22 protein-coding genes are annotated in these 25,194 nt (G+C 62.4%); 15 read left to right on the forward strand and 7 right to left on the reverse strand.

From position 1 onward, the window contains the following. Positions 1-8: 8 nt before the first annotated feature. The 4 genes from BN2476_RS35305 to BN2476_RS35320 all read left to right on the forward strand — a co-directional run bounded on the left by BN2476_RS35305 (position 9) and on the right by BN2476_RS35320 (position 5,218). A complete protein-coding gene (locus tag BN2476_RS35305) occupies positions 9-1,991 on the forward strand; it encodes a beta-galactosidase (RefSeq protein ID WP_087738942.1) in 1,983 nt (660 codons plus the stop codon). Positions 1,992-2,043: 52 nt separating this feature from the next. Further along, positions 2,044-3,315 carry an ABC transporter substrate-binding protein gene (locus BN2476_RS35310; RefSeq protein ID WP_087738834.1) on the forward strand — a complete coding sequence of 424 codons (1,272 nt, stop codon included), beginning with the start codon at positions 2,044-2,046 and terminating at the stop codon, positions 3,313-3,315. A 90-nt stretch (positions 3,316-3,405) separates the two neighbouring features. Next, entirely contained in the window at positions 3,406-4,356 is a 951-nt protein-coding gene (locus tag BN2476_RS35315) for a carbohydrate ABC transporter permease (RefSeq protein WP_087738943.1), read from the forward strand. A gap of 10 nt (positions 4,357-4,366) precedes the next feature. Continuing rightward, complete coding sequence (locus BN2476_RS35320; protein WP_087738835.1) at positions 4,367-5,218, forward strand: carbohydrate ABC transporter permease; 852 nt, start codon at positions 4,367-4,369, stop codon at positions 5,216-5,218. Positions 5,219-5,236: 18 nt separating this feature from the next. On the opposite strand, the gene BN2476_RS35325 is transcribed toward BN2476_RS35320, so the two are convergent. Both BN2476_RS35325 and BN2476_RS35330 read right to left on the reverse strand, forming a co-directional pair. Then, positions 5,237-5,548, reverse strand: a complete 312-nt coding sequence (locus tag BN2476_RS35325) for a hypothetical protein (protein WP_087738944.1) — start codon at positions 5,546-5,548, stop codon at positions 5,237-5,239. A gap of 174 nt (positions 5,549-5,722) precedes the next feature. Then, positions 5,723-6,313, reverse strand: coding sequence for a TetR/AcrR family transcriptional regulator (locus BN2476_RS35330; RefSeq protein ID WP_087738836.1), 591 nt, complete (start codon positions 6,311-6,313; stop codon positions 5,723-5,725). 163 nt (positions 6,314-6,476) lie between these two features. Between BN2476_RS35330 and BN2476_RS35335 the strand changes: the two genes are divergently transcribed. The 4 genes from BN2476_RS35335 (at position 6,477) to BN2476_RS35350 (ending at position 8,982) form a co-directional block, all read left to right on the forward strand. Then, positions 6,477-7,250 carry an SDR family NAD(P)-dependent oxidoreductase gene (locus tag BN2476_RS35335; protein WP_087738837.1) on the forward strand — a complete coding sequence of 258 codons (774 nt, stop codon included), beginning with the start codon at positions 6,477-6,479 and terminating at the stop codon, positions 7,248-7,250. Positions 7,251-7,447: 197 nt separating this feature from the next. Next, positions 7,448-7,963, forward strand: a complete 516-nt coding sequence (locus tag BN2476_RS35340) for a hypothetical protein (protein ID WP_235851102.1) — start codon at positions 7,448-7,450, stop codon at positions 7,961-7,963. Further along, the gene (locus BN2476_RS35345) at positions 7,960-8,145 is read left to right on the forward strand and encodes a hypothetical protein (protein WP_235851103.1); all 186 of its coding nucleotides are present in this window, start codon (positions 7,960-7,962) and stop codon (positions 8,143-8,145) included. The genes BN2476_RS35340 and BN2476_RS35345 overlap by 4 nt, the downstream gene beginning before the upstream one ends. A gap of 498 nt (positions 8,146-8,643) precedes the next feature. Further along, a complete protein-coding gene (locus BN2476_RS35350) occupies positions 8,644-8,982 on the forward strand; it encodes a BON domain-containing protein (RefSeq protein WP_087738945.1) in 339 nt (112 codons plus the stop codon). A 64-nt stretch (positions 8,983-9,046) separates the two neighbouring features. Here the strand turns inward: BN2476_RS35350 and BN2476_RS35355 are convergent, their stop codons facing one another. The 3 genes from BN2476_RS35355 to BN2476_RS35365 all read right to left on the reverse strand — a co-directional run bounded on the left by BN2476_RS35355 (position 9,047) and on the right by BN2476_RS35365 (position 11,954). Further along, positions 9,047-9,424 (reverse strand): hypothetical protein, encoded by a 378-nt coding sequence (locus BN2476_RS35355; RefSeq protein ID WP_087738838.1) that lies wholly within the window; start codon positions 9,422-9,424, stop codon positions 9,047-9,049. 150 nt (positions 9,425-9,574) lie between these two features. Next, complete coding sequence (locus BN2476_RS35360) at positions 9,575-10,666, reverse strand: aldose epimerase family protein (protein WP_087738839.1); 1,092 nt, start codon at positions 10,664-10,666, stop codon at positions 9,575-9,577. A 61-nt stretch (positions 10,667-10,727) separates the two neighbouring features. After that, on the reverse strand, positions 10,728-11,954 hold the full coding sequence (locus BN2476_RS35365; RefSeq protein WP_087738840.1) for a XylR family transcriptional regulator: 1,227 nt from the start codon (positions 11,952-11,954) through the stop codon (positions 10,728-10,730). A 303-nt stretch (positions 11,955-12,257) separates the two neighbouring features. On the opposite strand from BN2476_RS35365, the gene xylA reads away from it, so the two are divergent. From xylA to BN2476_RS35390, 5 genes are all read left to right on the forward strand, one after another. Then, on the forward strand, positions 12,258-13,583 hold the full coding sequence (xylA, locus tag BN2476_RS35370) for a xylose isomerase (protein ID WP_087738946.1): 1,326 nt from the start codon (positions 12,258-12,260) through the stop codon (positions 13,581-13,583). 246 nt (positions 13,584-13,829) lie between these two features. Continuing rightward, complete coding sequence (xylF, locus tag BN2476_RS35375) at positions 13,830-14,858, forward strand: D-xylose ABC transporter substrate-binding protein (RefSeq protein ID WP_087738841.1); 1,029 nt, start codon at positions 13,830-13,832, stop codon at positions 14,856-14,858. 77 nt (positions 14,859-14,935) lie between these two features. Beyond that, positions 14,936-16,507 (forward strand): D-xylose ABC transporter ATP-binding protein, encoded by a 1,572-nt coding sequence (xylG, locus tag BN2476_RS35380; RefSeq protein WP_087738842.1) that lies wholly within the window; start codon positions 14,936-14,938, stop codon positions 16,505-16,507. Beyond that, positions 16,504-17,700: a sugar ABC transporter permease gene (locus tag BN2476_RS35385; RefSeq protein ID WP_087738843.1), complete on the forward strand. Its 1,197-nt coding sequence runs from the start codon at positions 16,504-16,506 to the stop codon at positions 17,698-17,700. The genes xylG and BN2476_RS35385 overlap by 4 nt, the downstream gene beginning before the upstream one ends. Before the next feature lie 502 nt (positions 17,701-18,202). After that, positions 18,203-18,952 carry a methyl-accepting chemotaxis protein gene (locus tag BN2476_RS35390; RefSeq protein ID WP_087738844.1) on the forward strand — a complete coding sequence of 250 codons (750 nt, stop codon included), beginning with the start codon at positions 18,203-18,205 and terminating at the stop codon, positions 18,950-18,952. 115 nt (positions 18,953-19,067) lie between these two features. Here BN2476_RS35390 and BN2476_RS35395 read toward each other — a convergent pair whose 3' ends face one another. Next, entirely contained in the window at positions 19,068-20,201 is a 1,134-nt protein-coding gene (locus tag BN2476_RS35395) for an RNA-guided endonuclease TnpB family protein (protein WP_087738845.1), read from the reverse strand. A gap of 98 nt (positions 20,202-20,299) precedes the next feature. Between BN2476_RS35395 and BN2476_RS35400 the strand changes: the two genes are divergently transcribed. Next, positions 20,300-21,697 carry an MFS transporter gene (locus BN2476_RS35400; RefSeq protein ID WP_087738846.1) on the forward strand — a complete coding sequence of 466 codons (1,398 nt, stop codon included), beginning with the start codon at positions 20,300-20,302 and terminating at the stop codon, positions 21,695-21,697. 77 nt (positions 21,698-21,774) lie between these two features. Here the strand turns inward: BN2476_RS35400 and BN2476_RS35405 are convergent, their stop codons facing one another. Next, positions 21,775-23,616: a SulP family inorganic anion transporter gene (locus BN2476_RS35405; protein ID WP_087738947.1), complete on the reverse strand. Its 1,842-nt coding sequence runs from the start codon at positions 23,614-23,616 to the stop codon at positions 21,775-21,777. A 519-nt stretch (positions 23,617-24,135) separates the two neighbouring features. Between BN2476_RS35405 and BN2476_RS35410 the strand changes: the two genes are divergently transcribed. Next, positions 24,136-25,155, forward strand: coding sequence for a zinc ribbon domain-containing protein (locus tag BN2476_RS35410; RefSeq protein ID WP_087738847.1), 1,020 nt, complete (start codon positions 24,136-24,138; stop codon positions 25,153-25,155). Positions 25,156-25,194: the final 39 nt, after the last annotated feature.

The following is a 25,194-nucleotide window of genomic DNA, read 5'->3' on the forward strand; positions in this document are numbered from 1 at the left end:
ACATGCGCATGCGCCTTGGAGTCTGCTATTACCCGGAGCACTGGCAGGAATCGATCTGGGAAGACGACGCGCGCCGTATGAAGGCGCTCGGCATCGAACAGGTGCGAATCGCGGAGTTCGCATGGAGCCGCATCGAGCCCACGCCGGGCGAATACGATTGGGGCTGGCTCGATCGTGCCGTCGACGTGCTCGGCAATGCGGGCTTGCAGGTGGTCATGTGCACGCCGACGGCCACGCCGCCGAAGTGGTTGATCGACCGTCATCCCGACATTCTCCCGGTTGGTGCCGATGGCCGGCCGCGCGCGTTCGGCTCGCGACGTCACTATGATTTTTCGTCGCCGTCGTATTTCGAGGCGTCGCGCAAGGTCTGCACGGCCGTGGCGGAGCGTTATGGCAAGCATCCTGCCGTCGCATACTGGCAGACGGATAACGAGTTCGGCTGCCACAACACGGTGGTCAGCTATTCGCCTGCTGCCGTCGCGCGTTTTCGCGTGTGGCTCAAGGAGCGCTATCAAAGCATCGACGCGTTGAACCGTGCGTGGGGCACCGTGTTCTGGAGCATGGAGTACCGCGGCTTCGACGAAATCGACGCGCCCGTTGCGACGGTGACGGAAGCCCATCCGTCGCATCGTCTCGACTATCGGCGTTTCGCTTCCGACGAAGTGGCGCGCTACAACCGCATGCAGGTCGAGATCATTCGCGCGCATTCGCCGGGGCGGCCCGTCGCACACAACTTCATGCAGCTCTTCACCGAGTTCGATCACTACAAGGTCGCGCGCGATCTCGATGTGGCGACATGGGACAGCTATCCGCTCGGCGCGCTCGAAGAGCAGTGGTTCGCGCCGGAGATCAAGGCGAAGTTTCTGCGCACGGGGCATCCCGATTTCGCGACGTTCAATCACGACGTGTATCGCGGCATGTCGAAGCTGCCGTTCTGGGTGATGGAGCAGCAGCCCGGTCCCGTCAACTGGGCGCACTGGAATCCCGCGCCGCTGCCGGGCATGGTGCGCCTGTGGAGCTGGGAAGCGTTCGCGCACGGAGCGGGCTGCGTGTCGTACTTCAGATGGCGTCAGGCGCCGTTCGCGCAGGAGCAGATGCACGCGGGCCTGAACACGCCCGACAATCGCATCGATATCGGCGGCAGCGAAGCGGCGAAGGTCGCGCAGGAGATCGCGCATGTGCTGTCGGCCGACGCGGATGCGAACGCCGATGTGCGCAGCAAGATCGCGCTGATCTACGACTACGAAGCGAAGTGGCTCTTCGAGATACATCCGCAGGGCGCGGATTTCCACTATCCGCGTTTTGCGTTCGAGTACTACTCGGCGCTGCGCTCGCTCGGTTTCGATGTAGACGTGATTTCCGCCGATGCGCCGCTCGACGGCTACACGATGATCGTCGTGCCGCCGTTGCCTGTCGTGCCTGCCGACTTTGCGCAGCGGCTCGCGGCATCGGGCGCGCAGATCGTGCTCGGTCCGCGCACGGGCTCGAAGACGACCGATCTGCAGATTCCCGCGAACCTGCCGCCGGGCGTGCTCGCGTCGCTGCTGCCGATCCGCGTGTGGCGCGTCGAATCGATGCGGCCCAACGTAACGGAACCTGTGCGTCTCGACGGCACGGGCGATGCGCATCGCGAGGGCCATGCGCGTCACTGGCGCGATCTGATCGATGCCGTCGATGAACGCACGTTCGGCGTGCACGCACGCTTCGCCGACGGCCATCCAGCGTATGTGCAGCATGGTCGCGTTCATTACTTTGCGAGCCTGTTCGACGACCGTCTCACCGGGTCGCTGTTCGCGCGCATCGCGATGGAAGCCGGGCTCACGCCGACGCCATGTGGAGACAGCGTGCGCATCAGCCAGCGCGGCAAGCTCACGTATGTCTTCAACTATGCGCATGAAAAGCACGTCATCGAAGGCGTCGATGCATCGCGCTTCGTGATCGGCACGCGTGAAGTCGAGCCGCAAGGCGTAGCGGTTTATCGGACCGAGTAGGCAAGTGACCATGCACGTAAAAACCAGGATACAAATGACAGGAGACGAAAGGATGACAACAAGCCAATTCAACCCTCGCAAGGCGTTCGCGACGATGGCCATCGCGGTTGCGGCAGCCGTGTCGTCGTTCGCTGCGACGACCACGGTCGCGAAGGCGGGCACGATGACGATGAACATCGCGTTCAAGGGCGCAAGCCAGCGCGCGGTGTGGCAATCGGTGATCGACGACTTCAAGAAGGCGCACCCCGACATCGACGTGAAGGTGTCGTTCGTCGACGAAGAGGCGTACAAGGTGCAACTGCCGGGCTGGCTGTCGACGGTCGCGCCCGATGTCGTCAACTGGCACAACGGCGAGCGCATGGCCTATTACGCGCGGCGCGGCCTGTTCGAAGATCTGAGCGGCGACTGGAAGAAAAACGGCTGGGACAGCATGTATGCGTCGACGAAGGAATCGTCGACGTACAACGGCAAGCAATACGCGGCGCCGACCGTGTATTACTCGTGGGGCCTGTTCTATCGGAAGGACCTGTTCCAGAAGGCCGGCATTGCGTCCGAGCCGAAGACATGGGATCAGTTGATGGACGCGTGCAAGAAGCTGAAGGCCGCGGGCATCACGCCGTTCGCAGTGGGCGGCCGCGACGCATGGACGCTCGCGGGCTGGTTCGATTATCTGGACCTGCGCCTGAACGGCAACGCGTTCCACCAGAAGCTGATGGCGGGTGAAGTGCCTTATACCGATCCGCGCGTGAAGAAGGTCTACACGACGTGGAAGCAGATGCTCGACGATCACGAGTTCATCGACAACTCGCTGTCCTACGATCTGGATGCGGCGCAACCGTTCCTGTTCCAGGGCAAGGCCGCGATGATGTTGATGGGCACATTCATCACGGGCGGCTTCCCGGCGAGCGTGAAGTCGAACATGAGCTACTTCCAGTTCCCGATCATCGATTCCAACGTGCCGACTGCCGAGGACGGCCCCGTCGAGTCGCTGCACATTCCGGCGAAGGCAAAGAACAAGGCCGATGCGCACACGTTCCTCGCGTTCGTCGAATCGCCCGAGCAGGGCGCGAAGCTCGCGGCGGGTCTCGGCTCGCTGTCGGCGAACAGCAAGTCGCCGGAACCGGAAGATCCCATTTCGAAGATTGGCTTTCAGATTCTGTCGAACACGAAGGGCGGCATCGCGCAGTTCTACGATCGCGACATGACGAAGGAAATGGCCGACGAGGGGATGAAGGGCATGCAGCAGTTCGTCTCCGATCCGTCGAAGCTCGACGCGATTCTCGCGCAGCTCGAACAGACGCGTAAGCGCATCTACAAGAAGTAAGGGCGGATGCGCCGGGCGACGACTGCATGCGCATGTCGTCCGGCGCACGCAGCAAGTCAGCAGCCCGCCTGCATGAAGAGGAGCATCGTCGTGTCGCACTCCGTCACACGTCAGGACATCAACGCCACGCCGCCTTCGCCGCAGGCCGCGCCTGCGCCCAGAGCGGCGGGCAGGCGGCGCGGTCCGTCGCCCTCGGCGCGTCGGCAGCGCAAGGCCGCGTTTCTGTTTCTCGCACCCGCCTGCCTGATGGTCGCGGTGTACGTCGTCTGGCCGATCCTGTCGTCGATCTGGCTCAGCTTCTACAACTGGGACGGCATGACCGACAAGGTCTTCGTCGGTCTCGCGAACTACCTCGAGCTGTTTCAGGCGCCGACGTTCTACACCGCATTGAAGAACAACCTGATCTGGCTCGTGCTGTTCCTGCTCGCGCCGCCGATGGGACTCGCCGTCGCGCTCTATCTGAACCAGGCGGTGGTGGGCATACGCATCGTGAAGTCGCTGTTCTTTGCGCCGTTCGTGCTGTCGGGTGTCGTCGTCGGGCTGATCTTTTCGTGGTTCTACGATCCGACATTCGGCCTGCTCGCGATGATCCTCGGACACGGCGTGCCCGTGCTCGGCGATGCGCGCTACGCGACCTTCGGCATCATCTTCGCCGCGCTGTGGCCGCAAACGGCGTACTGCATGATTCTCTATCTGACGGGTCTCACGACGCTCAATAGCGAGCAACTCGAAGCGGCGCGCATGGAAGGCGCGAAGGGCTGGTCGATGCTATGGCACGTGGTGCTGCCGCAATTGCGGCCCGTCACGTTCATGGCGATCGTCGTGACGGTGATCGGTGCGCTGCGCAGTTTCGATCTGATCTCGGTGATGACGGGCGGCGGTCCGTTCGAAAGCTCGACGGTGCTCGCGTATTACATGTACGACCAGGCGATCAAGTACTACCGCAATGGTTATTCGGCGTCGATTGCCGTCGTGCTGTTCGCGATCATGCTCGTGTACATCGTCTATCACCTGCGCCGCATGCTGCGCCACGAACAGTAAGGAGCGGACCATGTATCCGATGCCCATTGCGAAATGGAAGCCGCTCAACCAGCGCCTGTACAAGCTGTCGTTGCCCGTTGCGCTTTTGATCTGGCTTCTGCCGATGATCGCGGTGCTCATCACGTCGGTGCGTTCGACGGAGGAACTGAGCGAAGGCAATTACTGGGGCTGGCCGAAGCACATCGCTTTCTTCGACAACTACCGCGAAGCGCTCACCACATCGCCGATGCTGCATTACTTCTGGAATAGCGTGCTGATCACGGTGCCTTCCGTGATCGGTTCGATCGCGCTCGCGGCGATGGCAGGCTTCGCGTTGGCCATCTACCGGTTTCGCGGCAACACGACGCTCTTCGCGACGTTCGTCGCGGGTAACTTTGTGCCGATCCAGATCCTGATGATTCCCGTGCGCGACCTGTCGCTGAGTCTTGGGCTCTTCAACACGCTTTACGCGCTGATTCTCTTTCACGTGTCGTTTCAGACCGGCTTTTGCGCGCTCTTTCTTCGCAACTTCATCAAGCAGTTGCCGTATGAACTGGTCGAGGCGGCGCGCATCGAAGGCGCGGGCGAATGGACCGTGTTCTTTCGCATCGTGTTGCCGCTGATTCGTCCCGCGCTCGCCGCGCTCGCGATTCTCGTCTTCACGTTCGTCTGGAACGACTACTTCTGGGCGCTGTGCCTCACGCAAGGCGACGAGGCCGCGCCGATCACGGTGGGCGTCGCTGCGCTCAAAGGGCAATGGACGACGGCATGGAATCTCGTGTCGGCCGGTTCGATTCTCGCTGCGCTGCCTTCCGTCGCGATGTTCTTTGCGATGCAGAAGCACTTCGTTGCGGGGCTTACGTTTGGCGCTACCAAAGGATAGTCCTGCGATCGCGATACGTCACTGCCCCGGTTGCGCAACCGGATGCACCCCTGCAAGTGGCGATCCATAACCGCCCGAGTGCGCATTGTTCGGCAGACCGTTCACGAGTTGCGCGCGCGGATCAATCGGATTCAGATTGAGTTCGCCCGCCTGCTGGTTGCCATGCGTCGGGTATTCGCTGCCGAGCGGCGCTGTTGGCATCAGGCGCGTGTTGTTGATCGGCGAGTTCACGTCGTCATAAACGGAAAGCCCCTGTGCTTGTGATAGACCCGCGCTCAACGCAAGCGCGAGAGCTGTGGCGACTTGAAGAGAAACGGCGGTCTTGTGCACGATGCACTCCTTGATCGATGATGCCGCGCTCATGCGAAGGGACTTGCCTCGCAAACTTCAAACGACGCGGTTCGCCTTAAACTATTGGCCATCGCATCCGGGAGTTCAAGGCAGCGAGCACGCCGTAGTGCAGGGCGCGTCGCGGTTTTGTTTCAGTTCGTCACGACACCGCTCTTAGACCTTTTCTCCCGCAATCTCACCAACCGTGCGCCGCACCGCGCGCAACATCTCATTCGCCAGTTCCGGTCGCGCCTTCAGCACGGCACGCGAAGCCGCGATGCCGCCGATCAGCGCCGTCGTGATCGCAATCGCCTTTTCGCGCGCGTTGCCCTTCGCCTTGCGCGCGCGCAGATGTTTCTCGAACACGCCGACCATGTTCTCGATCCCTTCGCTGTAACGCGCGCTGATCGTCTCGTCCTGCCGGCCGATCTCGCTCGCCGAGGCTGCCATCGCGCAGCCATTGGCAACATCGTCGCGTCTTTCCTCCGACAAATAACTGTCGAGCAGCTCGCCGAGGCTCGGCATATGGCCGTTGCGCGGCGTCGTCATTCGCTCGTGGCTGATCTGCACGCCGTACGCGAGCGCTTCTGCCGCGAGCGCCTCCTTCGACTTGAAGTGCGCGTACAGCGCGCCGTGCGTGAGCCCCGCGGCCTTGCCGATCTCGGCTACGCCGACGCCGTCGATGCCCCGCTCGCGGATCAGCCGCGCGGCCGTCTCGACAAGGGCCGCGCGGTTCTGCGCCGCCTTTTCCTTGCTTACTTTCATGAGTGTTCCATCCTGCCCAACGATACCGACGCAAATGCCAGCGCAAAAAAGCGCTTGACACGTATTCATTGCGATCACTATCATTAATTTAAGATTGCAGTTGCAATTATAAAGCAGCTGCCGGCGGATGTCCGCCTCGATCTCTCAACTCTGGAGAATTGCAATGTCATTCGAAAACAAGACGGCGCTCGTCACGGGCGGCAACAGCGGTATCGGTTTTGCGACGGCGCGGTTGCTGATCGCGCAGGGCGCGCGCGTCGCGATCACGGGCCGCGACCAGGCGAAGCTCGACGAAGCCGTCGCCGAACTCGGTCCGAACGCGCTGCCGATCCGCGCGGATGTGAACGATCCGAAGGCCATCGATGAAGTGATGAAGGTGATCGGCGAGAGGTTCGGCAAGCTCGACATCGTGTTCGCGAATGCTGGCGTGAGCGGCGCGACGCCAGTCGGCGGTACGACGGCGGAGAAGTTCGAATCGATCATGCGCACGAACGTCACGGCCGTGTTCCTGACGGTGCAGGCGGCCGTGCCGCTGATGGGCGAGGGCGGCGCGATCGTGCTGAACGGCTCGGTGATGCGCGAACTGGGGCGCGCGGGCTCGGCGGCTTATTCGGCTTCGAAGGCCGCGATCTCCGGTATGGCCCGTGTGCTCGCGTCCGAACTGGTGACGCGCGGGATTCGTGTGAACACGGTCATCCCCGGCGCGACGCGCACGCCGATCTGGACCCGTGGCGACCGCGCGGGCACGACACTCGACGCCGCAGAAGCCGCGATGACGCCGATGATCCCGATGAACCGGCTCGCCGATGCCGAGGAGGTCGCGCAAGCGGCCGCGTTCCTCGCGTCGGATGCATCGTCGGGGATGACGGCGGCGGAGATCGTCGTCGATGGCGGCAACACGGGCGCACCGATGGGTGCGCCGATCTTCCGCGGATAAGCGCGCAAAGCGTTGAACCGGACTTCGAAACATGAAGTTCTGGTGAGAAAAAAGGTCGATGCGCAGCCGCGCGGCTGCGCATTGCCCTGTCATCAGAACGCGCGTCGTCGTGCGAACGCAGCGCGAATACAGCGTGAACGCCATTAACAGGTTTCCGTCTCTGATGCACGTTTGACATATAGCGCCGATACGAGCTAATGCACTACGCCGCGCTCCTGACCGGTGCCCGTATCCATAACCTCGTCTTCGACAAGGAGTGCTTCACCCATGAGGGGAGTGCCGCCAAGTCAGAATCGAGCTTCCTGGCCTACAGCTTGGCCTTGCTGTTCTCGGACGAAGACCTCATCGGCGAGGTCCGTGGACGGGGCGCGGCCAGAATGCAGCAAATGGTATCCAGCCGTCCCAAGGAAGAGACACCGAAACTCTTCCGTGACGGCAAGCTGGCCTACCGCGAGACCGTCTTGGGCGGTTGCATCGCCGTGGAGGACTGCAATCACACGCCGCTGGAACCCATCCCTTGGGACTGCATTGAAAAGAACTGCACCAACGCAGTGGTGTTTGGAAAACGCCTGGGTTTGCTGATCAAGACGCAAGAATCAGTCGTCGCCACGCTGGCCAGCACAGAAGCCGGCAGCGTTGAGCACCGCCTGGAAGCCGATCACCTGCAGGTGCTTCTGAAAGCCCGCAAACGCCTCACGGAGTACGTCGTGTGAGCGCCAAGATCCAAGTCGACACATACTTCGCCGCCTTAGAGCGTCTGACGGCACGTGGCGAGCCCAACAGCAACGATGCAGTGGCGCTGGAGGCCGGCAGCGGCCGGGAGAGCATCAAGAAATCCAGGCCCGCCTACGCCGAACTGATCGCGGCCATCGACGCGGCCGCCCCAACTGGCTGAGGCCAAGGCTGCCTCAGCCCCTGTGCCTAGCATGCGCAAGGACATCGAGAATCTGACGAGACGACTGGACCAGTCAGTCCCTCGATAGAGCTCTGAGGCGTCGAGACCTGATCAGTGAGCCAGTGTCAAATTTGGTCTCAGACCGTATGGCCGTTCGTTGCCAAAGGTCGGTATCCCGTACCGGCCGTTGGATGCCGCAGGATCTCAACGGCCGTTTCCAACGGACAGCGACCGTTCGTCTAGTCACGGTCCCGTTACCCTCATTCACAAAAAGGGTTGGCCCTGACACGCTAGTCGAACGTCGGGTGGAAAGGACTTTCCAGCGGTTCTAGACGCGCTTAAACGTGCGCATCCGACGAGAAAAGGCCTACAATTCGTTTGCCGAACGTCGTTCCCCTGGTCATCAATGTCGGGATTATCTTTCGCCGCACTTTGATTGACCAGCGATCTTTTCGGGTCTCTCCCACCCAGTTTTGCTACTCACCTGAAGGAGAAGAGATGAAAAAATCCATGAAGACCTACGTTGCCGCAGCGATCGCCATCAGCGCCATTGTCGCAACGGTACCGGTCGTTAATGCACAAGAGACGACCGCGGCAGCTTCACCATCGAATAGAGCAGCAAATAGGGAGTTGGCGAAGCGGGTTCAGACGGCGCTGTACAAGCAAAAGGGCATGGACTGGACTGATGTTCACGCCATCGCTCGTAGCGGCAAGATTTATCTTGTAGGAATGGTTCCAAAGCAGGCGCAGATAGATCTCGCAGGGAAGGTTGCTGAGGGTGTTTCTGGAGTTACGTCGGTCCAGAACAATTTGACAGTGGAAGAAGAAGGACATTAACGTTTGAGTCCAAACGCATCCTTTGACTGCACTGGCGCGCCTTGAGAACAGGAATGTTATGTTCTCAACGGCGACGCCGTTCTCGAGCCGCATAGGCCTTCTTGCGAGCCAGCCGGGCCGCCAGCTTGCGCCGGTTGCTCGAGCCTTTCTGGCTCCTGGCCATCCTGCGCTGATGGCGCTTCGCCCCGATCTCCCTGCGCTTGATGCGCTCGAGCACAACCGCGTCCAGGCGATACTGGCGGCCATCGCTCGTCGCAATGCAGTTGTCCCGCACATTACGATCAATGCCCAGTGCCACAGCCGACAGCTCCGCAGCCGACAGCTCCGTATTCTCAAGCCGGTTCAGTTCATATGCGAGTTCTCCTAGCTCACGCAGGATGATGTCGCTCTTACGCTCGTAGCAGAAGCTTACGTACCACTGGCCCGCTTCCTCCCGGATCACGTGTGCGATCGGATTTTCGATCGAATCAGCGAGCGTCTAACGGTGCCTATGATTTCACGGCGTAGTGAATGCCGCAATCGCCGGGCGCGATTTACAACACCGTCAATGTTTCGACAGATTACGGCAAGCTGCGTGCGATGGCTTTAGTGCTCAGCGCACACCGAGCCGGTAGACGGTGGTGTGCCGGTAGTGCGCGCCGGGCCGCAGCACGACGGCTTGCGCGTCCGGCATATTGATCTGGTTCGGAAACGCCCCTGTTTCGAGGCACAACGCCGCGTGCTTGCAGTACGTCCTGCCGATGCGGCCCTTCACGCCGGCGAGAAAATTGCCCGTGTAGAACTGCATGCCCTGCGCGTTCGTCGATACGGTGAGCTCGCGGCCGCTCGCGGGATCGTAGAGCACGGCCGCCGTGCGCATTGCGGTCGCAGCGTCGCGCAGCACATAGCAGTGATCGAAGCCGCTCGCGCGCGCAAGCTGTGCATCGGGCCAGTCGAGCCGCGCGCCGATGGGCGCGCCCGCGCGAAAGTCGAACACGCTGCCCGCGACGTCTTTGCGTTCGATCGGGATCATCGCTTCGTCGACAGTAAAGAAGGCGTCTGCATCGATCGAAATCACATGGCCGCGGATGTCGGAAGCGTCGGCGAGCGCATCGCCGGACAGATTGAAGTACGCGTGATTCGTGAGGCTGATCGGCGTGGGCGCGTCGGCTGTCGCATCGTAGTCGATCGTCAGTGCGCCATCGTCGTCGAGCGCGTAGCGGACCGTAGCCGTCACGGCGCCCGGAAAGCCCGCATCGCCCTCGGGTGATTCATGCGAGAGCACGAGCGCGCCGTCCACTTCGCGTGCCGTCCACAGCACCTTGTGAAAGCCGCTTGCGCCGCCGTGCAGCAGATTGTCTCCTTCGTTGCGATCGAGCTGGTACGTGACGCCGTCGAGCGTAAAGCGCGCGTGCGCAATGCGGTTCGCCCAGCGGCCGATCGTCGAACCGAAAAACCAGCGGCTCGCCAGATAGTCGGCGGGCGTGTCGTGGCCGAGCAGCACATCGGCGACGCGGCCCGCGCGGTCGGGCGCATGCCACGAGACAAGCGTCGCGCCGAAATCGCTGATCGTCGCGCGCATGCCGTGCGCGTTGCGCAGCGTGAACAGACGAATGTCGCCGAGCCCGGGCAACGTGCCCCAGCGCTCGATCTGCACGCTGGATGAAGTAGAGGTATCGGTGCTTTGCATATCGGCGAAATTCATAATCGGTCGCTCGTTGAGACCCGAGGGTGAGTCGAAGGTGGAACCAGAGTGTGAGTCCAGATTAAGGCATTTGCGCCGATGACGCTGAGGATGCCTGCTGTGCGGCCGGCATGCGCTCCTGATACTCGCGCGGCGTGCAGTCGAGTTCACGGCGAAACACGGCGTACATGTACTGCAACGAAGTGAAGCCACAGCGTGTTGCGACTTCGGCGCTCGACATGTCCTGCTGCGCGAGCAGTTGCTTCGCGACATCGAGCTTGTGCTTGAGGATTTCCTGATGCACGGTGCAGCCGAGTTCGCGCCGGAAGTAGTCTTCGAGCGACGAACGCGACACGCCCACATAGTCGGCTACCTGTTCCGTCTTGATGCCCTGGCACGCGTACTGGCGGATGTAGTGACGCGCGCGCATCACGTAGGGGCTTGCGAGCGGCTCATGCTTCGTCGATTCGCACACGTTGATGCCGACGGGCGGCACGAGAATGCGGCGTCCGGCGAAACGCGCGCCGCCCAGCATCTGATGCAGCAGATGCGCGGCCGTGCGGCCCATTTCCTCAGTGCCCTGGATCACCGACGACAACGGGATGCGCGTGAGCGAGCGCGTCAGCGGATCGTTACCGATGCCGATGATCGCCACTTGCTCGGGCACGGCGATGCCGCTGATCAGACATGCCTGCAACACCTGACGCGCGCGCGCGTCCGTCACGGCGATGATGCCGACGGGCTTCGGCAGGCTTTGCAACCACTCCGTCAATTGCACGCTGGCCTGGTGCCAGACGGGCGCGCTCGTCGGCAGTCCGCGATGCACGTCGCCTTCGAGTCCATCCGCTTTCAACAGCGCACTGAAGGCGAGCTCGCGCTCCTGGGCCCAACGGTTCGTCGGCGATTCGGGCAGGCTATAGAGCGCGAAGCGTTGCAGCCCCGCGCCGATCAGGTGTTTGTACGCGAGCGACACCAGTTGCATGTTGTCGGTCGCGATGTACGGCAGGTTGGGCGGGTACTTCGACGCGTCCTCATACGATCCGCCCACTGCAACGACAGGCAAATGCGACTTCGACAATGCCTCACAGACGGCGGGATCGTCGAAGTCCGCGATAAAGCCATCGCCTTCGAAGCACTCGATGCCGTTCAGGCGCGCGCGGAAATCTTCTTCGAGGAACAGGTCCCACGCGACGCGCGTCGACAGCAGGTAATTGCCGATCCCCGTGATGATCTCGCGGTCGTACACCTTGTTCGCATTGAAGAGCAATGCGATCCGGTGCGTGCGTTGAGCGGCATGTTGTCGTGTCATCGGGATTCCTGGCGCGTGGTGCAGCGCGGTGGGCTTGTGACGTTGATCGTCACGTTGTCTCCGGATTTGCGTTTTGATGTTTGCGGCTGCTTTCGCAGGGATTCTGCGCGCCGCAGACATTTAAGTGTTCTGCTTATTCTAGGCGTCACTTCCCCCTGCCTGCCAATGGATTTTAAGCGCCAGCAAGAATCACCAAGCGCGCTGGCGAATTTCGCAATTGCCGCGCAAAGCGTCAAGCGTCAGCATGGCGTCACATCATGCACGGCCCGATGCAATGTCGGGCCGATACCCAAGGAGACGCGCATGTCTTACTTCGAACATTTGCCCGCTGTGCGCTACGAAGGCCCGCAGACGGACAACCCGTTCGCATATCGCCATTACGACAAGGACAAGCTGGTGCTCGGCAAGCGCATGGAAGATCATCTGCGCCTTGCCGTCTGTTACTGGCATACGTTCGTGTGGCCGGGCACGGATATCTTCGGAGCGGGGACGTTCGAGCGTCCTTGGCATCGTCCGGGTGACGCGCTGCAAAAGGCGCATATGAAAGCCGACCACGCATTCGAGCTGTTTTCGAAGCTAGGCACGCCGTTCTATACGTTTCATGACACCGACGTCGCGCCCGAAGGCGACAGCATCAACACGTACGTGAACAACTTCAAGGCGATGACGGACGTGCTCGCGCGCAAGCAACAGGAGACGGGCGTCAAACTGCTGTGGGGTACGGCGAATCTCTTTTCGAATCCGCGTTATGCGGCCGGCGCGGCGACCAATCCGAACCCGGATGTGTTCGCGTTTGCCGCCGCGCAGGTCTTTCACGCGCTCGAAGCGACGCATCGTCTTGGCGGTGCGAACTATGTGCTGTGGGGCGGCCGCGAAGGCTACGATACGCTGCTCAATACCGATCTCAAGCGCGAGCGTGAGCAGTTGGGCCGTTTCATGAGCATGGTCGTCGAGCACAAGCACAAGCTGGGCTTCAAGGGCACATTGCTGATAGAGCCGAAACCTCAGGAGCCAACCAAGCATCAATACGACTATGACGTCGCCACCGTTCACGGCTTTCTGACGCAATTCGGTTTGCAGAATGAAATCCGCGTGAACATCGAAGCGAATCATGCGACGCTCGCGGGCCATTCGTTCCACCATGAAATCGCCAATGCATTCGCGCTGGGGATCTTCGGCAGCGTCGATGCGAATCGCGGCGATCCGCAAAACGGTTGGGATACCGACCAGTTCCCAAATAGTGTCGAAGAACTCACGCTCGCGTTCTACGAAATTCTGCGCAACGGCGGCTTTACGACGGGCGGCATGAACTTCGACGCGAAAGTGCGGCGCCAGAGCATCGATCCCGAAGATCTGCTGCATGGCCATATCGGCGCGATCGACGTGATCGCGATCGCGCTGGAGCGCGCCGCGCATCTCGTCGAAAACGATCGCCTGGGCGCATTCAGGCAGCAGCGCTATGCGGGCTGGGACAGCGAGTTCGGACGCAAGGTGCTCGCAGGTGGCTATACGCTCGAGTCGATTGCAAGCGATGCTGTGCAGCGAAACATCGCGCCGCGCCATGTCAGCGGACAGCAGGAGCATCTCGAGAACATCGTCAATCAGGCGATTTACTCTCACGCCAAATAGGCACTCTGAACGGGCCTTCCAGCCAGGCCTTCAAAGCCGCACGAAAAATCGTTAGCAGCGCCGGCAGATTTCGCAATTGCTCCGCCGGCGCGCACGGCACACGCTGTCGTGCGAATAAAAATGGGGCACGGCTTTCGACAACAACAGACGCTCGCGAACAGGCATTCGCGGCGCGCCCTTGAGGTGAAGACGGCGTTTTCGAGTTCTCGCATTCGATACCGCACGCAACCCTAAATGGAGTGAGACATGAAATCCGCAATGCGTCGTTCCGTATTGAGTTCCCTCGTTTGCGCGGCGATGGCCGCGGGCCTGACGATGATGGCGCCGCTCGCGCACGCGAGCAAGGACAAGCCCGAGATCGGCTTCTGCATCGACGATCTGCGCGTCGAGCGCTGGTCGCGCGATCGCGACTATTTCGTCGCCGCCGCAACGAAGCTGGGCGCGAAAGTCTCCGTGCAATCCGCCGACGCGAGCGAAGCGCGACAGATCTCGCAGATCGAGAACCTGATTTCGCGCGGCGTCGACGTGATCGTAATCGTGCCGTTCAATTCGAAGACGCTCGGCAACGTCGTCGCCGAAGCGCACAAGGCCGGCATCAAGGTCGTCTCGTATGACCGCCTGATTCTCGATGCCGACGTCGACGCCTATATCTCGTTCGACAATGAAAAGGTGGGCGAACTGCAGGCGCAGGGCGTCTTTAACGCGCAGCCGAAGGGCAACTACTTCCTGCTCGGCGGCGCGCCGACCGACAACAATGCGAAGATGCTGCGCGAAGGGCAGATGAAGGTGCTGAAGCCCGCGATCGATCGCGGCGACGTGAAGATCGTCGGCCAGCAGTGGGTGCCGGAATGGAGCGCGGCGACGGCGCTGCGCATCACGGAAGATGCGCTGACCGCGAACAACAACAAGATCGATGCAATCGTCGCGTCGAACGACGGCACGGCAGGCGGCGCGATCCAGGCGCTCGCGGCGCAGAAGATGGCGGGCAAGGTACCCGTATCCGGCCAGGATGCCGACCTCGCGGCTGTCAAGCGCGTGGTCGCCGGCACGCAGACGATGACCGTCTACAAGCCGCTGAAGCTGATCGCAGGCGAAGCCGCCAAGCTCGCCGTCGATCTCGCGAAGGGCGAGAAGCCCGCGTTCAACGCGAAGTACGATAACGGCAAGAAGCAGGTCGACACCGTACTGCTGCAACCGACACTGCTCACGAAGAGCAATGTCGATGTCGTGATCAAGGACGGCTTCTATACGCAGGCGCAACTGGCTGGCAACTGATAGCGGGCGCGGGCGCTTTCCGGTTTTCGAAGGCGGGAGAGCGCCCGCGCATCTTTCATCCATCCAGGACATTACGCATGGCACAAGCGCTACTGGAGATGCGCGGCATCGCCAAGTCGTTTGCCGGAGTGAAAGCGCTCGACGGTATCGATCTCGTCGTCGCGCCCGGCGAATGCGTCGGACTGTGCGGTGAAAACGGCGCAGGCAAATCGACGCTGATGAAGATTCTGTCCGGCGTCTATCCGCACGGCGAATGGACGGGCGAAATCTTCTGGGACGGCAAGCCGCTCGTCGCGCAGAACATCCGCGATACCGAACGCGCGGGCATCGTCATCATCCACCAGGAACTGATGCTGGTGCCGCAGCTGTCGGTGGCCGAGAACATTTTCCTCGGCAACGAAATCACTTTGCCCGGCGGCCGCATGAATTACGCGGCAATGTATCAGCGCGCCGACGCGCTCCTGCGCGAACTGAACATCACGGGCATCAACGTCGCGCAGCCGGTGATGAACTACGGCGGCGGGCATCAGCAACTGATCGAAATCGCCAAGGCGCTCAACAAGCAGGCGAGGCTGCTGATACTCGACGAACCGTCTTCTTCGCTGACGGCGGCGGAAACGAAGATTTTGCTCGACATCGTGCGTGACCTGAAGAAGCGCGGCGTCGCGTGCGTGTACATCTCGCACAAGCTCGACGAAGTGGAAGCCGTATGCGACACAATCACCGTGATACGCGACGGCAAGCATGTCGGCACGCAGCCGATGAAGCAGCTTGATACCGATCGCATCATCGCGATGATGGTGGGGCGCGAGATCACGAATCTCTTTCCACGCGAGCCGCACGACATCGGCGACGTGATATTCGAAGCGCGCAACGTCACGTGCTACGACGTGACGAACACGAACCGCAAGCGCGTCGACAACGTGTCGTTTGCGTTGCGCAAAGGCGAAATACTGGGCGTCGCGGGACTCGTCGGCGCAGGCCGAACGGAACTGATGCAGGCGATCTTCGGCGCGTATGCGGGCATCAGCGAAGCGGAAGTGTGGATGAACGTCAAGCGCCTGAAGATCCGCACGCCCGCCGATGCGATCGCGGCCGGTATCGCGATGGTGCCCGAGGACCGCAAGCGCCATGGCATCGTGCCGCAACTGGGCGTGGGCCACAACATCACGCTCGCGGTGCTGCAACGCTTCGCGAAGGGCGGGCGCATCGACACGGCATCGGAGCTCGACACGATCAACACGGAAATGAAGCGGCTGTCGGTGCGCGCCGCGCATCCGATGCTGTCGATCGCGAGTCTTTCGGGCGGCAACCAGCAGAAAGCGGTGCTCACACGCATGCTGCTGACCGATCCGTCCGTACTGATTCTCGACGAGCCGACACGCGGCGTCGATGTCGGCGCGAAGTATGAAATCTACAAGCTGATGTTCGCGCTCGCGAAGCGCGGCGTGTCGATCATCATGGTGTCGTCGGAATTGCCGGAAGTGCTCGGCGTCAGCGATCGCGTGCTCGTGATCGGCGAAGGCGAGTTGCGCGGCGATTTCGCCAACGACGGCCTCACGCAGGAACACATTCTCACGGCCGCCATCGGCGCCGGAAGCAACGACACCCAAGGCAACGACCCCAATCAACTGGCGAGCGTCGCATGACTCCTGATCTCACTTCAACCGATGGCCACGCAAAACACGGCGCGTCGCTCGCGTCGGGGCAGCGCATCAAGCTGCTGTTCGCGCGTTACAAGCTGCTCGCGCTGCTGCTGGCCGTCGCCGTCATCTGGATTTTCTTCTCGGTCCTCACCGATGGCGCGTTCGTCACGCCGCGCAACCTGTCGAATCTGCTGCGGCAGATGTCAATTACGGGGATGCTCGCATGCGGGATGGTGTTCGTCATCATCTCGGGGGAGATCGATCTGTCCGTCGGTTCGCTGCTTGGCCTGCTGGGCGGCGTCGCGGCGATTCTCGACGTCACTTATCACTGGCCGCTCGCAGCGACGCTGCCCGTCGTGATGGTGCTCGGCATCGCCGTCGGGCTTTTCAACGGCTGGTGGTCGACGTATCTGCGCGTGCCGTCGTTCATCGTCGGACTGGGCGGCATGCTTGCGTATCGCGGGGTGCTGCTCGGCATTACGGGCGGATCGACGATCGCGCCCGTCTCCGACAACTTCGTGTTCATCGGGCAAGGCTATCTGCCACGTATCGCCGGCGACACGCTTGCTGTCGTGCTGTTCGTGCTGCTTGCCGCGTTGACGGTGCGGCAGCGGCAGAAGCGTCAGCACTACAACCTGAGCGTCGTGCCGCTGTGGCAGGACGGCGTGAAGATCGTCGCGGCGGGGCTGATCCTGCTTGCGTTCGTCGCGACGCTCAACCGCTACGGTGGCATTCCCGTGCCCGTGCTGCTGCTGCTCGCGCTGCTCGGCATCTTCACGTACATCGCGACGCAAACGGTGTTCGGCCGGCGCATCTATGCGGTCGGCTCGAATCTCGAAGCGACGCGGCTGTCCGGCGTCAACACGAACCGCGTGAAGCTCGCGATCTTCGCGCTGATGGGCCTGATGTGCGCGTTCGGCGGGCTCATCAACACGGCGCGTCTCGCGGCGGGGTCGCCTTCGGCGGGATCGATGGGCGAGCTCGATGCGATCGCCGCGTGCTTCATCGGCGGCACGTCGATGCGCGGCGGCTCCGGCACCGTCTACGGCGCGCTGATCGGTGCGCTCGTGATGGCGAGCCTCGACAACGGCATGTCGATGCTCGACGTCGACTCGTACTGGCAGATGATCGTGAAGGGCGGCATTCTCGTCCTGGCCGTGTGGATCGACGTGATCTCGGGGTCCGAGCGACGATAGCGCATCGCGCACGGCTGTGGTGCGCTGCACCACGGCACAGCATCCGCGCGCTTCGTCGAGGCGCGTGCAGGCGCCCTGCAAAGGGCGCTTTTCTTTTGTCGTACGTGGATGGAAACGGGCGGGACATGCGGCACGTCAAAAAAATAAAAGAAAGCGCGCAAGCCTTATCCTGCAAGCGATTGAGTGATGCTCGCACGCTTCGCGCGCGTTTCCGCAAGCCCGTTTCGACATGAAAGCGACGGCCTGACAGAGGCCGATGGCATACCTATTGCATTATTCGCCGCGGGGCCAACGGCGGCTTCAAGGATTTCTGAATTTTCGCGGTCGCTCGCATGGCGGGCGGACGACAGGGGCAACGGCGTCCCGAAACGCAACGCGAGGATCGCTCGATCGCATCGGTCGACGGCACACGCGTACGGTTCGGGACGCTTTTTTCTTGCGCACATGAAACGCGCTCATTTGACACGCGTATCCGACGCGCCCATTTGAAACAATCGGCACGATGAACGAGCAGACGAGCACGCAACGCATCGAGGTATCGGGACAGACGATCGGTGAACTGATCAATCTGTCGGGCCGTCAGCGGATGCTTTCGCAACGCATCGTGCTGCACGTATTGCTCGCGTCGCATGGCGACGTGGCCGCGCTCGCGGTCGCCCGCGAATGCCTCGCGACGTTCGCTTCGACACACGCGGTGCTCGTGAACGGCAACGATCATCTGCCGGGCGTGTTCTCGGATGCGCTGCGTCAGCTTTACTACGGCACGCGCAAGGCCGACGAGCGCGTGGGACGTTTCATCGCGCTCACGGAGCAAACGGCCGCACACGTGGAAGCGCGCGACGACGCAGCGCAAGCACACGTCGAAGCGCTCGTCGCGCAGGCGACGCCGCTGCTCGAACTGCTGCAGGACATCACGCTCGCGTACCAGCACGAGATGCGCGGCATCGAAGCAGCGGCGCAGCGCCGTCAGGCGGCCATCGCGGAGCAGCTGTCGGGCATTTCGATGCAGGCGAACATCGTCGCGTTGAATGCGCGCATTTCGGCGGCGCGCGCGGGTTCATATGGCCGCGAGTTCGCCGTCATCACGACCGTGCTCGCCGACATCATCAAGGAGATGGACGCGCTGATCTGCAGCGTCGTCGACCGCGATGGCGACGACGCCTCATCGCGACGCGGCTCGCCGCGTACGCGCAATGCGTCGCAAAGCGTACTGCCCATTTCCGCGCGCAACGGGATCGCCGAACGCGCCTGATCTTTTCTTCTTCACACGACGTGAGACGGACATATTCAATGAGAGAGACCGTTGACATCCTCCTCTCCCTGAAGGGAGAAGATTCCCACTTCACGGAATGCGACCCGACATCATCTCAAAGAGACATGGGATTTACGCTTTCTCCATGGGCTGACACCGCCAGTCCTGCGGCCAGAATATTGCGAGCGGCGTTCACGTCTCGGTCGTGGATTGACCCGCACTCCGGGCAAGTCCATTCACGTATGCGCAGAGGCATTTTTGCTGCTGTGTGGCCGCAATCGCTGCATCGCTTGCTGGACGGATACCAGCAAGCGATTCCGATAAGCGTGCGCCCGTACCACTCGGCTTTGTACGTCAACTGCCGCACGAACTCCGACCAACCTGCATCGCTGATCGACTTCGAGAGGCTTCGGTTTTTCTGCATGCTACTAACGGCGAGGCTTTCGATGGCGATCACCTGGTTCTCGTTTATCAACCGGGTCGAAAGCTTGTGCAGGAAATCCCTGCGTGAATCCGCCACCTTCGCATGCAGCTTTGCTACCTTCAATTTCGCCTTGGCTCGGCGAGCCGATCCTTTCTGTTTCCTTGCAAGTCTGCGTTGCAGCTTTGCAAGCTTGTCCTCATATTTGCGGAACATATTCGGCGCAGCAATCTTCTCACCGGTCGAAAGGATCGCGAAGTGCGTCAAGCCAAGGTCAATCCCGACTTTGCCGCTCACCTTCTTCTTTGACGACACTACATCGTCGCAAAACATTGAAACGTGGTACCGGCCTGCTGTGTCTTTCGATACGGTGCATGTCGTCACCTTAGCGCCCTTGGGAATCTGTCGAGAAAAGCGGATTGCCAAAGGTCCTTTCATCTTTGCCAATGTCAGCGCGGACCCGTCCCACTTAAAGGCGCTCGTCGTGTATTCAGCTGACTGGACACCATCCTTCCGGCGAAAGCTTGGGTACTTTGCCCGCTTTGCAAAGAAGTTGGCGAATGCGGTTTGCAGGTGGCGAAGCGCCTGCTGGACAGGAACCGAACTGACTTCGTTCAGCCACGCATGCTCCGCAGTTTTCTTGAGCGCGGTCAGCGCTGCGGAGCTTTCGTGATAGCCGATACGTTCCTGTCGCTGATACCACGCATCAGTGCGCAGCCTCAGCATGTGGTTATAGACGTAGCGCGCACAGCCGAACGTCCGCGCAAGCATGTCTGCCTGTTCGAGAGTCGGGTAGAACCGAAATCGGTATGCGCGCTTAACGTCCATCGCTCACACAATATCGCATTTTTATGTAAATCAGGTGCAGACATGCAGCTCCTTTCACTCCCCGTCCTAGAGGACAGGATTTCTCGGAACAAAATCCTATGAAAAACCTGCTGAATTCGCTTGCAAGCGGTAACTGGCGCGCGCTGCTCGCGTGCTTCCTGTACTTCGATACCGGCTTCACCGTGTGGGTCATGTTCGGGCCGCTCGCGCCGTTCATTCACAAGGACATCGCGATGTCGCCCGCCGAACTGGGCTTTCTCGTCGCGGTGCCCGTGCTCGGCGCGGCGATCCTGCGCGTGACGCTCGGCAATCTCTATCAGGCTTGTGACGGAAGACGCGTCGCGCTGATGGGCGTCGCGTTGTCGGCGATTCCTTCGATCGTGCTGCTGCTGATGCCCGGCGCGCCGTCATACACGCTGCTGCTGATTCTCGGCGTGTTTCTCGGCGTCGGCGGCGCGAGCTTCGCGGTCGCATTGCCGATGGCGGGCAGCAACTATTCGCCGAAGGTGCAGGGCCTCGTACTGGGCCTCGCGGCGGCGGGCAACATCGGCGCGGTGCTCGACGGCTTCATGTTCCCCGCGCTCGCCGATCACTTCGGCTGGGCGAAGGCGGCGGGCGCCGGGCTGCCGCTGCTGTGTCTTGCCGCTGTCGCGCTGTTCTTCTGGGCCAGGGATCTCGGGCCGAAGACGGGCAGCGGCTCGCAGGCGCTGCGCAGCTTCGTCGTGACGCTCGCGGGTCTTGTCGCGCTCGTCGTCGCCGTGCACTCGGGCGTGTTCGGTGCAGGCAAGACGGGCGTGCTGCTGTTGCCTGTGCTCGGCGCGCTGCTCGCGATCGCCGTGCTGCCGAAGCATTATCGGAGCGTGCTCGTCGAGGGCGATACGTGGATCGTCATGCTCGTCTATAGCATTACGTTCGGCGGCTTTGTCGGCATGTCGTCGTATGTGACGACGCTGCTCATTTCGCTCTATCAGATGCCGCGTCTTGAAGCAGGTCTCTTCATGTCGCTGCTCGCGTGTATCGGCGCACTCGTGCGGCCTGTCGGCGGGCTCGTCGCGGATCGCATCTCCGGCGTGCGCGCGCTCGTGATCTTGCTTGCGGCGATCTCGCTGTGCGACTTCCTGTTCGCCGCGTGGATGCCGCCGCTGTCGGCGGGTATCGTGCTGCTGATCGCGACGTATGTGTGCTTCGGTCTCGGCAACGGTGCGACGTTCCAGCTCGTGCCGCAGCGCTGGAAGGGCAAGACGGGCTTGATGTCGGGCATCGTCGGCGCGGCGGGCGGTATCGGCGGCTTCTATCTGCCCGTCATCATGGGCATTGCGAAGGAAAGCACGGGCAGCTATCAGATGGGCTTTGCGACGTTCGGCGTGCTCGCGGCGATCGCTTTCGGCCTCGTGGTGCTGCATCGTGCGCGCTGGCTGGAATGGGCGCTGCCGAAGGAGGGCCATGCTGTCGTCGAGCCGATTCGCGCGGGCGTGAGTGCGGATAGCGGGGCTTGATCGTCTTCGCTTCATTGTTCGCGAAGCGCAGTTTCATCGGTCGCGCCTGCCTCGCGCACCCGCGATCAGCGGCGGCGTCAGGTCGGGATTCCGTCGTCGTGCCGCCGCGTGATGGCCTGATCGAGCGGGGCGGGTGCTGGATCGGTTGGGCGAAGCGGCGCGTCGCGCGGAGTCGGAACAGATGACGTTGATGCAGTCTCACCCGATTCGCGTTGCCGCGCGGCGTGAAATGCACGGACGGCGGCCCGCAGCGTCGGAAAGTGCAGCTGCGCGGCCGTCACGTTGTCCATGCCGTGTCTTTCGAGCCAGTCGAGTCGTTGCGTGCGGCGTCCCGCGAGCACGAACGACACGCCGCGCTCACCGAGTTCCTGCCGCAGCTCTTCGATCGCGTGACGCCCAGTGACATCGACGCCCGTCACGGCCACCGCGTCCAGCACGAACCATTGCGGCTTCGGCGCCGTCTGCGCGACGACGTCGAGCGCCGTCCGCTTGAAGTATCGCGCGTTGAAAAACACGATCGGCGAATTGAAGCGAAAGAGGCATAGCCCGGGCGTGCGGCGCGCATCGGCATGACGTTCGGTGCTGTGAAATCCCTTCATCCCATCGACGGTGCCGAGCACTTCATGCGAAGGGCGCGCAACGATGCGGATGAAGCGGAACAGCGCGAGCGCGACGGCAAGCAGTATCCCTTTGAGTGAGCCGAGCGCAACCACGCCCACTGTCGCGGCCAGGCAGATGGCGAACTCGCCGCGCGCTTCGCTCCATAGCCCCTTGAGCGTGGTGATGTCGACGAGCGAGACGGCGGCCATCACGAGCACCGCGCCGAGCGCGGCAACGGGCACGAATCGCAGTGGCCCGGTGAGAAAGATCAGCACGAACGCGATCGCGGCGGCAGCGACGATCGATGCCAGTTGGGTGCGTCCCCCCGTCATGTCGTTCATTGCTGTGCGGGAGTCGGCGCCGCTGATCGCGAAGCCCTGCGAGAGCGCCGACGCGATGTTCGCCGCACCGATCGCCGACATTTCGCGGTCGTCATCGATCTCGTAGCCGTTTTTCGCGGCGAAGCTGCGTGCCGTCAGCGTCGCGCTGCAGAACGAAATCAGCGCGATGCCCGCGGCATCGACGGCGAGCGTATCGAGTGCGTCCCAATGGATGCGCGGCACGACGAACGAAGGCAGTCCGGCAGGGACGGCGCCGATCGTGCGTACGCCGTGCGTGTCGAGCGCGAACAGGGCCGTCACGCAGGCGGCCGATGCGAGCGTGGCGAGCGCAGCGGGCACGCGTGGCGCGAACCTCGGCAATAACAGCAGCAGCGCGAATGCACCCAGTCCGACGGCGAGCGTCGGCCAATGCGTTTGCCCGATCTTCGCGACGATTTCGATCAGCGGTCGAATGACGCCCGTCGATTCGATCTTGAAGCCGAGCAGCTTGCCCGTCTGTCCGAGGGCGATGGAAATCGCGATGCCGTTCATGAAGCCGGTGAGAATCGGGCGCGACAGAAAGTCGGCGCAGGCGCCGAGACCGATGAAGCTCGCGGCGATGCAGAAGAGGCCCGCGAGAAACGCGAGCGTCGTCGACATCGACAGGTATTCGGGCGTGCCGACGGCCGCAAGCGGCACGATCGACGCGGCGACGAGCGCGCACGTCGCGGCGTCCGGGCCGACGATCAATTGGCGCGAGGTGCCGAAGAGCGCATAGGCGACGAGCGGCCAGATGCACGAATACAGGCCGATGGCCGGGTTGAAGCCAGCCAGCTCCGCATAGGCGACGCCGACAGGCAGCGCAACCGACGCCACGCAGACACCCGCCACGACGTCATGGCGCAAGTCTTCGCGGCGATAGCGCACGAAGGCGACGAGGCCCGGCGCAATCCGCGCGAGACGGTCAAGCGCTGGAGCGGCTACACGAGACGATCGCATACCGGAGGTCCGAAGGTGCGCGCGCGCCGAGAGGCGACCCGATGCGGCGCGCGGTGCTGTCGACATTGCTCAGTGTAGTAGCGAATGAGCGTTCTTGCGGCCTCGCGGCACTTGCTACGCGTGTGCAAAAAAGCCGGCCGGTCATCGTTCCCTTTCTGGAATCAGGATGCATGTGTGCGACAGGTAACAAACGCGACTGTCGCGCCGTGCGAAAAATCCCGTATTGCACAAACCGCGGCCCATGACGAACAGACTGGGCCAACCGCTACCCAGCGGATCTGGATCGTGAGTTCCGCCGACTCCGTCGTTTGCTTCAACCTCGATCCTGAGCATGTCGAAATGGCATCGCCACCAACAGCGTGGGGCTCAAGCATGTCTGCTCAAACGACACCCGCTCAACTTTTTCCTGCGCCGTGCGTACGTTGCGGCGGCGCGCTGTACCAACATGTCGCGTTCTGTCCGTACTGCGGGGTCAGTCATCCGCTTGCAAGCGTGCCGCGCGGACGGGCGGAGGCGCCGTTGAGAGCCGTCGAAAGGGGCGCATCGCTTGCGCCCGTGTCCGACAGTGATCAAGAGGAACAGTCTTCGCCTGCCGTTGTCTGGCCCGACATATCGGACCCGCCGCCCGAATTGCCGCCGCCGCCTTTCTGGAAAAGCGCGGCTCGCTCGTTCGTCGCGCGGGGTGCCGCGCTGCTGGTGTTGGTGCTGGCGGTTGGTTATGCGGGGTATCTGCGCCTTGGCGGCGATCGTCACGACGACAGCGGCAGCGTGGCCGATAGCGAAGCGGCCGTAACGGCTATGAGCACGTCGGACGGCGCTGTTACATCCGATGTGGCGCGGCCGGGGAGCAGCAGGCCTGCGATCGTCACAGGTGAGCGCGCGGTGAATACGGCGGCGCTCGCTGTCGCGGCTCCGCCGCGCGCCGTGCAATACGGCAGGGGCGTACCCGCCGCGCTGCGCGACGCCCATGCGAGTCTCGAGCAGAACGACCTGACGGCGGCGAAGGCCGCGGTTGCCGAGGTGCTGTCGGTTGCGCCCCACAACGCCGACGCATTGCAGATGCGAAGCGACATCGGCGATCGCGAGAACCAGCGTGACGTTGCGTTGGGCGTCGCAAATGCCTGTGCGAGAGATCGGGTGTGGAGTTGCGTGCTCAAGCAGGCATCGCAGGCGCTCACCGTCGATAGCAGCAGCACGGACGCCAAGGCCTTGCTTCAACGCGCGATCCGGTCGACGGGCTGGAAGCCGCTTGCAGCCAGCAGCACCGTTGTGTCGGCGCCGCGCGATCCCCCGCGGCCCGTGGCGGGCAGCGCGCCGGCGCTTCCGACACAGCCGGCATTGCCAACACTGCCGCCGTTGCCACCGGGCATACCGGCGGACAGCACACCCAGCCCGGTCACGAATGACGTGGTTCATGGGGATCGGACCGCAATGAATCGCGCATCAGCGGCCGGCGATGGCCTCGATGCGCAGGCGCGTGCGATCCGCGACTCGGGCTGGCGACAGCCTTCGCCGCCTGATGCGGCGGACAGTCAGTGAGTTGAACGGCTCACGCGATCGGCGGGAATGCGGGTCGTT

The organism is Paraburkholderia piptadeniae, assembly GCF_900007165.1.
Lineage (GTDB): Bacteria > Pseudomonadota > Gammaproteobacteria > Burkholderiales > Burkholderiaceae > Paraburkholderia > Paraburkholderia piptadeniae.

Excerpts from the sequence above, each read along its gene's own strand:
- BN2476_RS35385 (WP_087738843.1), top strand. The coding sequence starts at position 16,504 with ATGACTCCTGATCTCACTTCAACCGATGGCCACGCAAAACACGGCGCG.
- BN2476_RS35400 (WP_087738846.1), top strand. The coding sequence starts at position 20,300 with ATGAAAAACCTGCTGAATTCGCTTGCAAGCGGTAACTGGCGCGCGCTG.
- BN2476_RS35365 (WP_087738840.1), bottom strand. The coding sequence starts at position 11,954 with ATGACACGACAACATGCCGCTCAACGCACGCACCGGATCGCATTGCTC.
- BN2476_RS35310 (WP_087738834.1), top strand. The coding sequence starts at position 2,044 with ATGACAACAAGCCAATTCAACCCTCGCAAGGCGTTCGCGACGATGGCC.
- BN2476_RS35405 (WP_087738947.1), bottom strand. The coding sequence starts at position 23,616 with ATGCGATCGTCTCGTGTAGCCGCTCCAGCGCTTGACCGTCTCGCGCGG.
- BN2476_RS35335 (WP_087738837.1), top strand. The coding sequence starts at position 6,477 with ATGTCATTCGAAAACAAGACGGCGCTCGTCACGGGCGGCAACAGCGGT.
- BN2476_RS35340 (WP_235851102.1), top strand. The coding sequence starts at position 7,448 with ATGCACTACGCCGCGCTCCTGACCGGTGCCCGTATCCATAACCTCGTC.
- BN2476_RS35330 (WP_087738836.1), bottom strand. The coding sequence starts at position 6,313 with ATGAAAGTAAGCAAGGAAAAGGCGGCGCAGAACCGCGCGGCCCTTGTC.
- xylF (WP_087738841.1), top strand. The coding sequence starts at position 13,830 with ATGAAATCCGCAATGCGTCGTTCCGTATTGAGTTCCCTCGTTTGCGCG.
- BN2476_RS35350 (WP_087738945.1), top strand. The coding sequence starts at position 8,644 with ATGAAAAAATCCATGAAGACCTACGTTGCCGCAGCGATCGCCATCAGC.
- BN2476_RS35305 (WP_087738942.1), top strand. The coding sequence starts at position 9 with ATGCGCCTTGGAGTCTGCTATTACCCGGAGCACTGGCAGGAATCGATC.
- BN2476_RS35395 (WP_087738845.1), bottom strand. The coding sequence starts at position 20,201 with ATGGACGTTAAGCGCGCATACCGATTTCGGTTCTACCCGACTCTCGAA.
- BN2476_RS35360 (WP_087738839.1), bottom strand. The coding sequence starts at position 10,666 with ATGAATTTCGCCGATATGCAAAGCACCGATACCTCTACTTCATCCAGC.
- xylG (WP_087738842.1), top strand. The coding sequence starts at position 14,936 with ATGGCACAAGCGCTACTGGAGATGCGCGGCATCGCCAAGTCGTTTGCC.
- BN2476_RS35320 (WP_087738835.1), top strand. The coding sequence starts at position 4,367 with ATGTATCCGATGCCCATTGCGAAATGGAAGCCGCTCAACCAGCGCCTG.
- BN2476_RS35390 (WP_087738844.1), top strand. The coding sequence starts at position 18,203 with ATGAACGAGCAGACGAGCACGCAACGCATCGAGGTATCGGGACAGACG.
- xylA (WP_087738946.1), top strand. The coding sequence starts at position 12,258 with ATGTCTTACTTCGAACATTTGCCCGCTGTGCGCTACGAAGGCCCGCAG.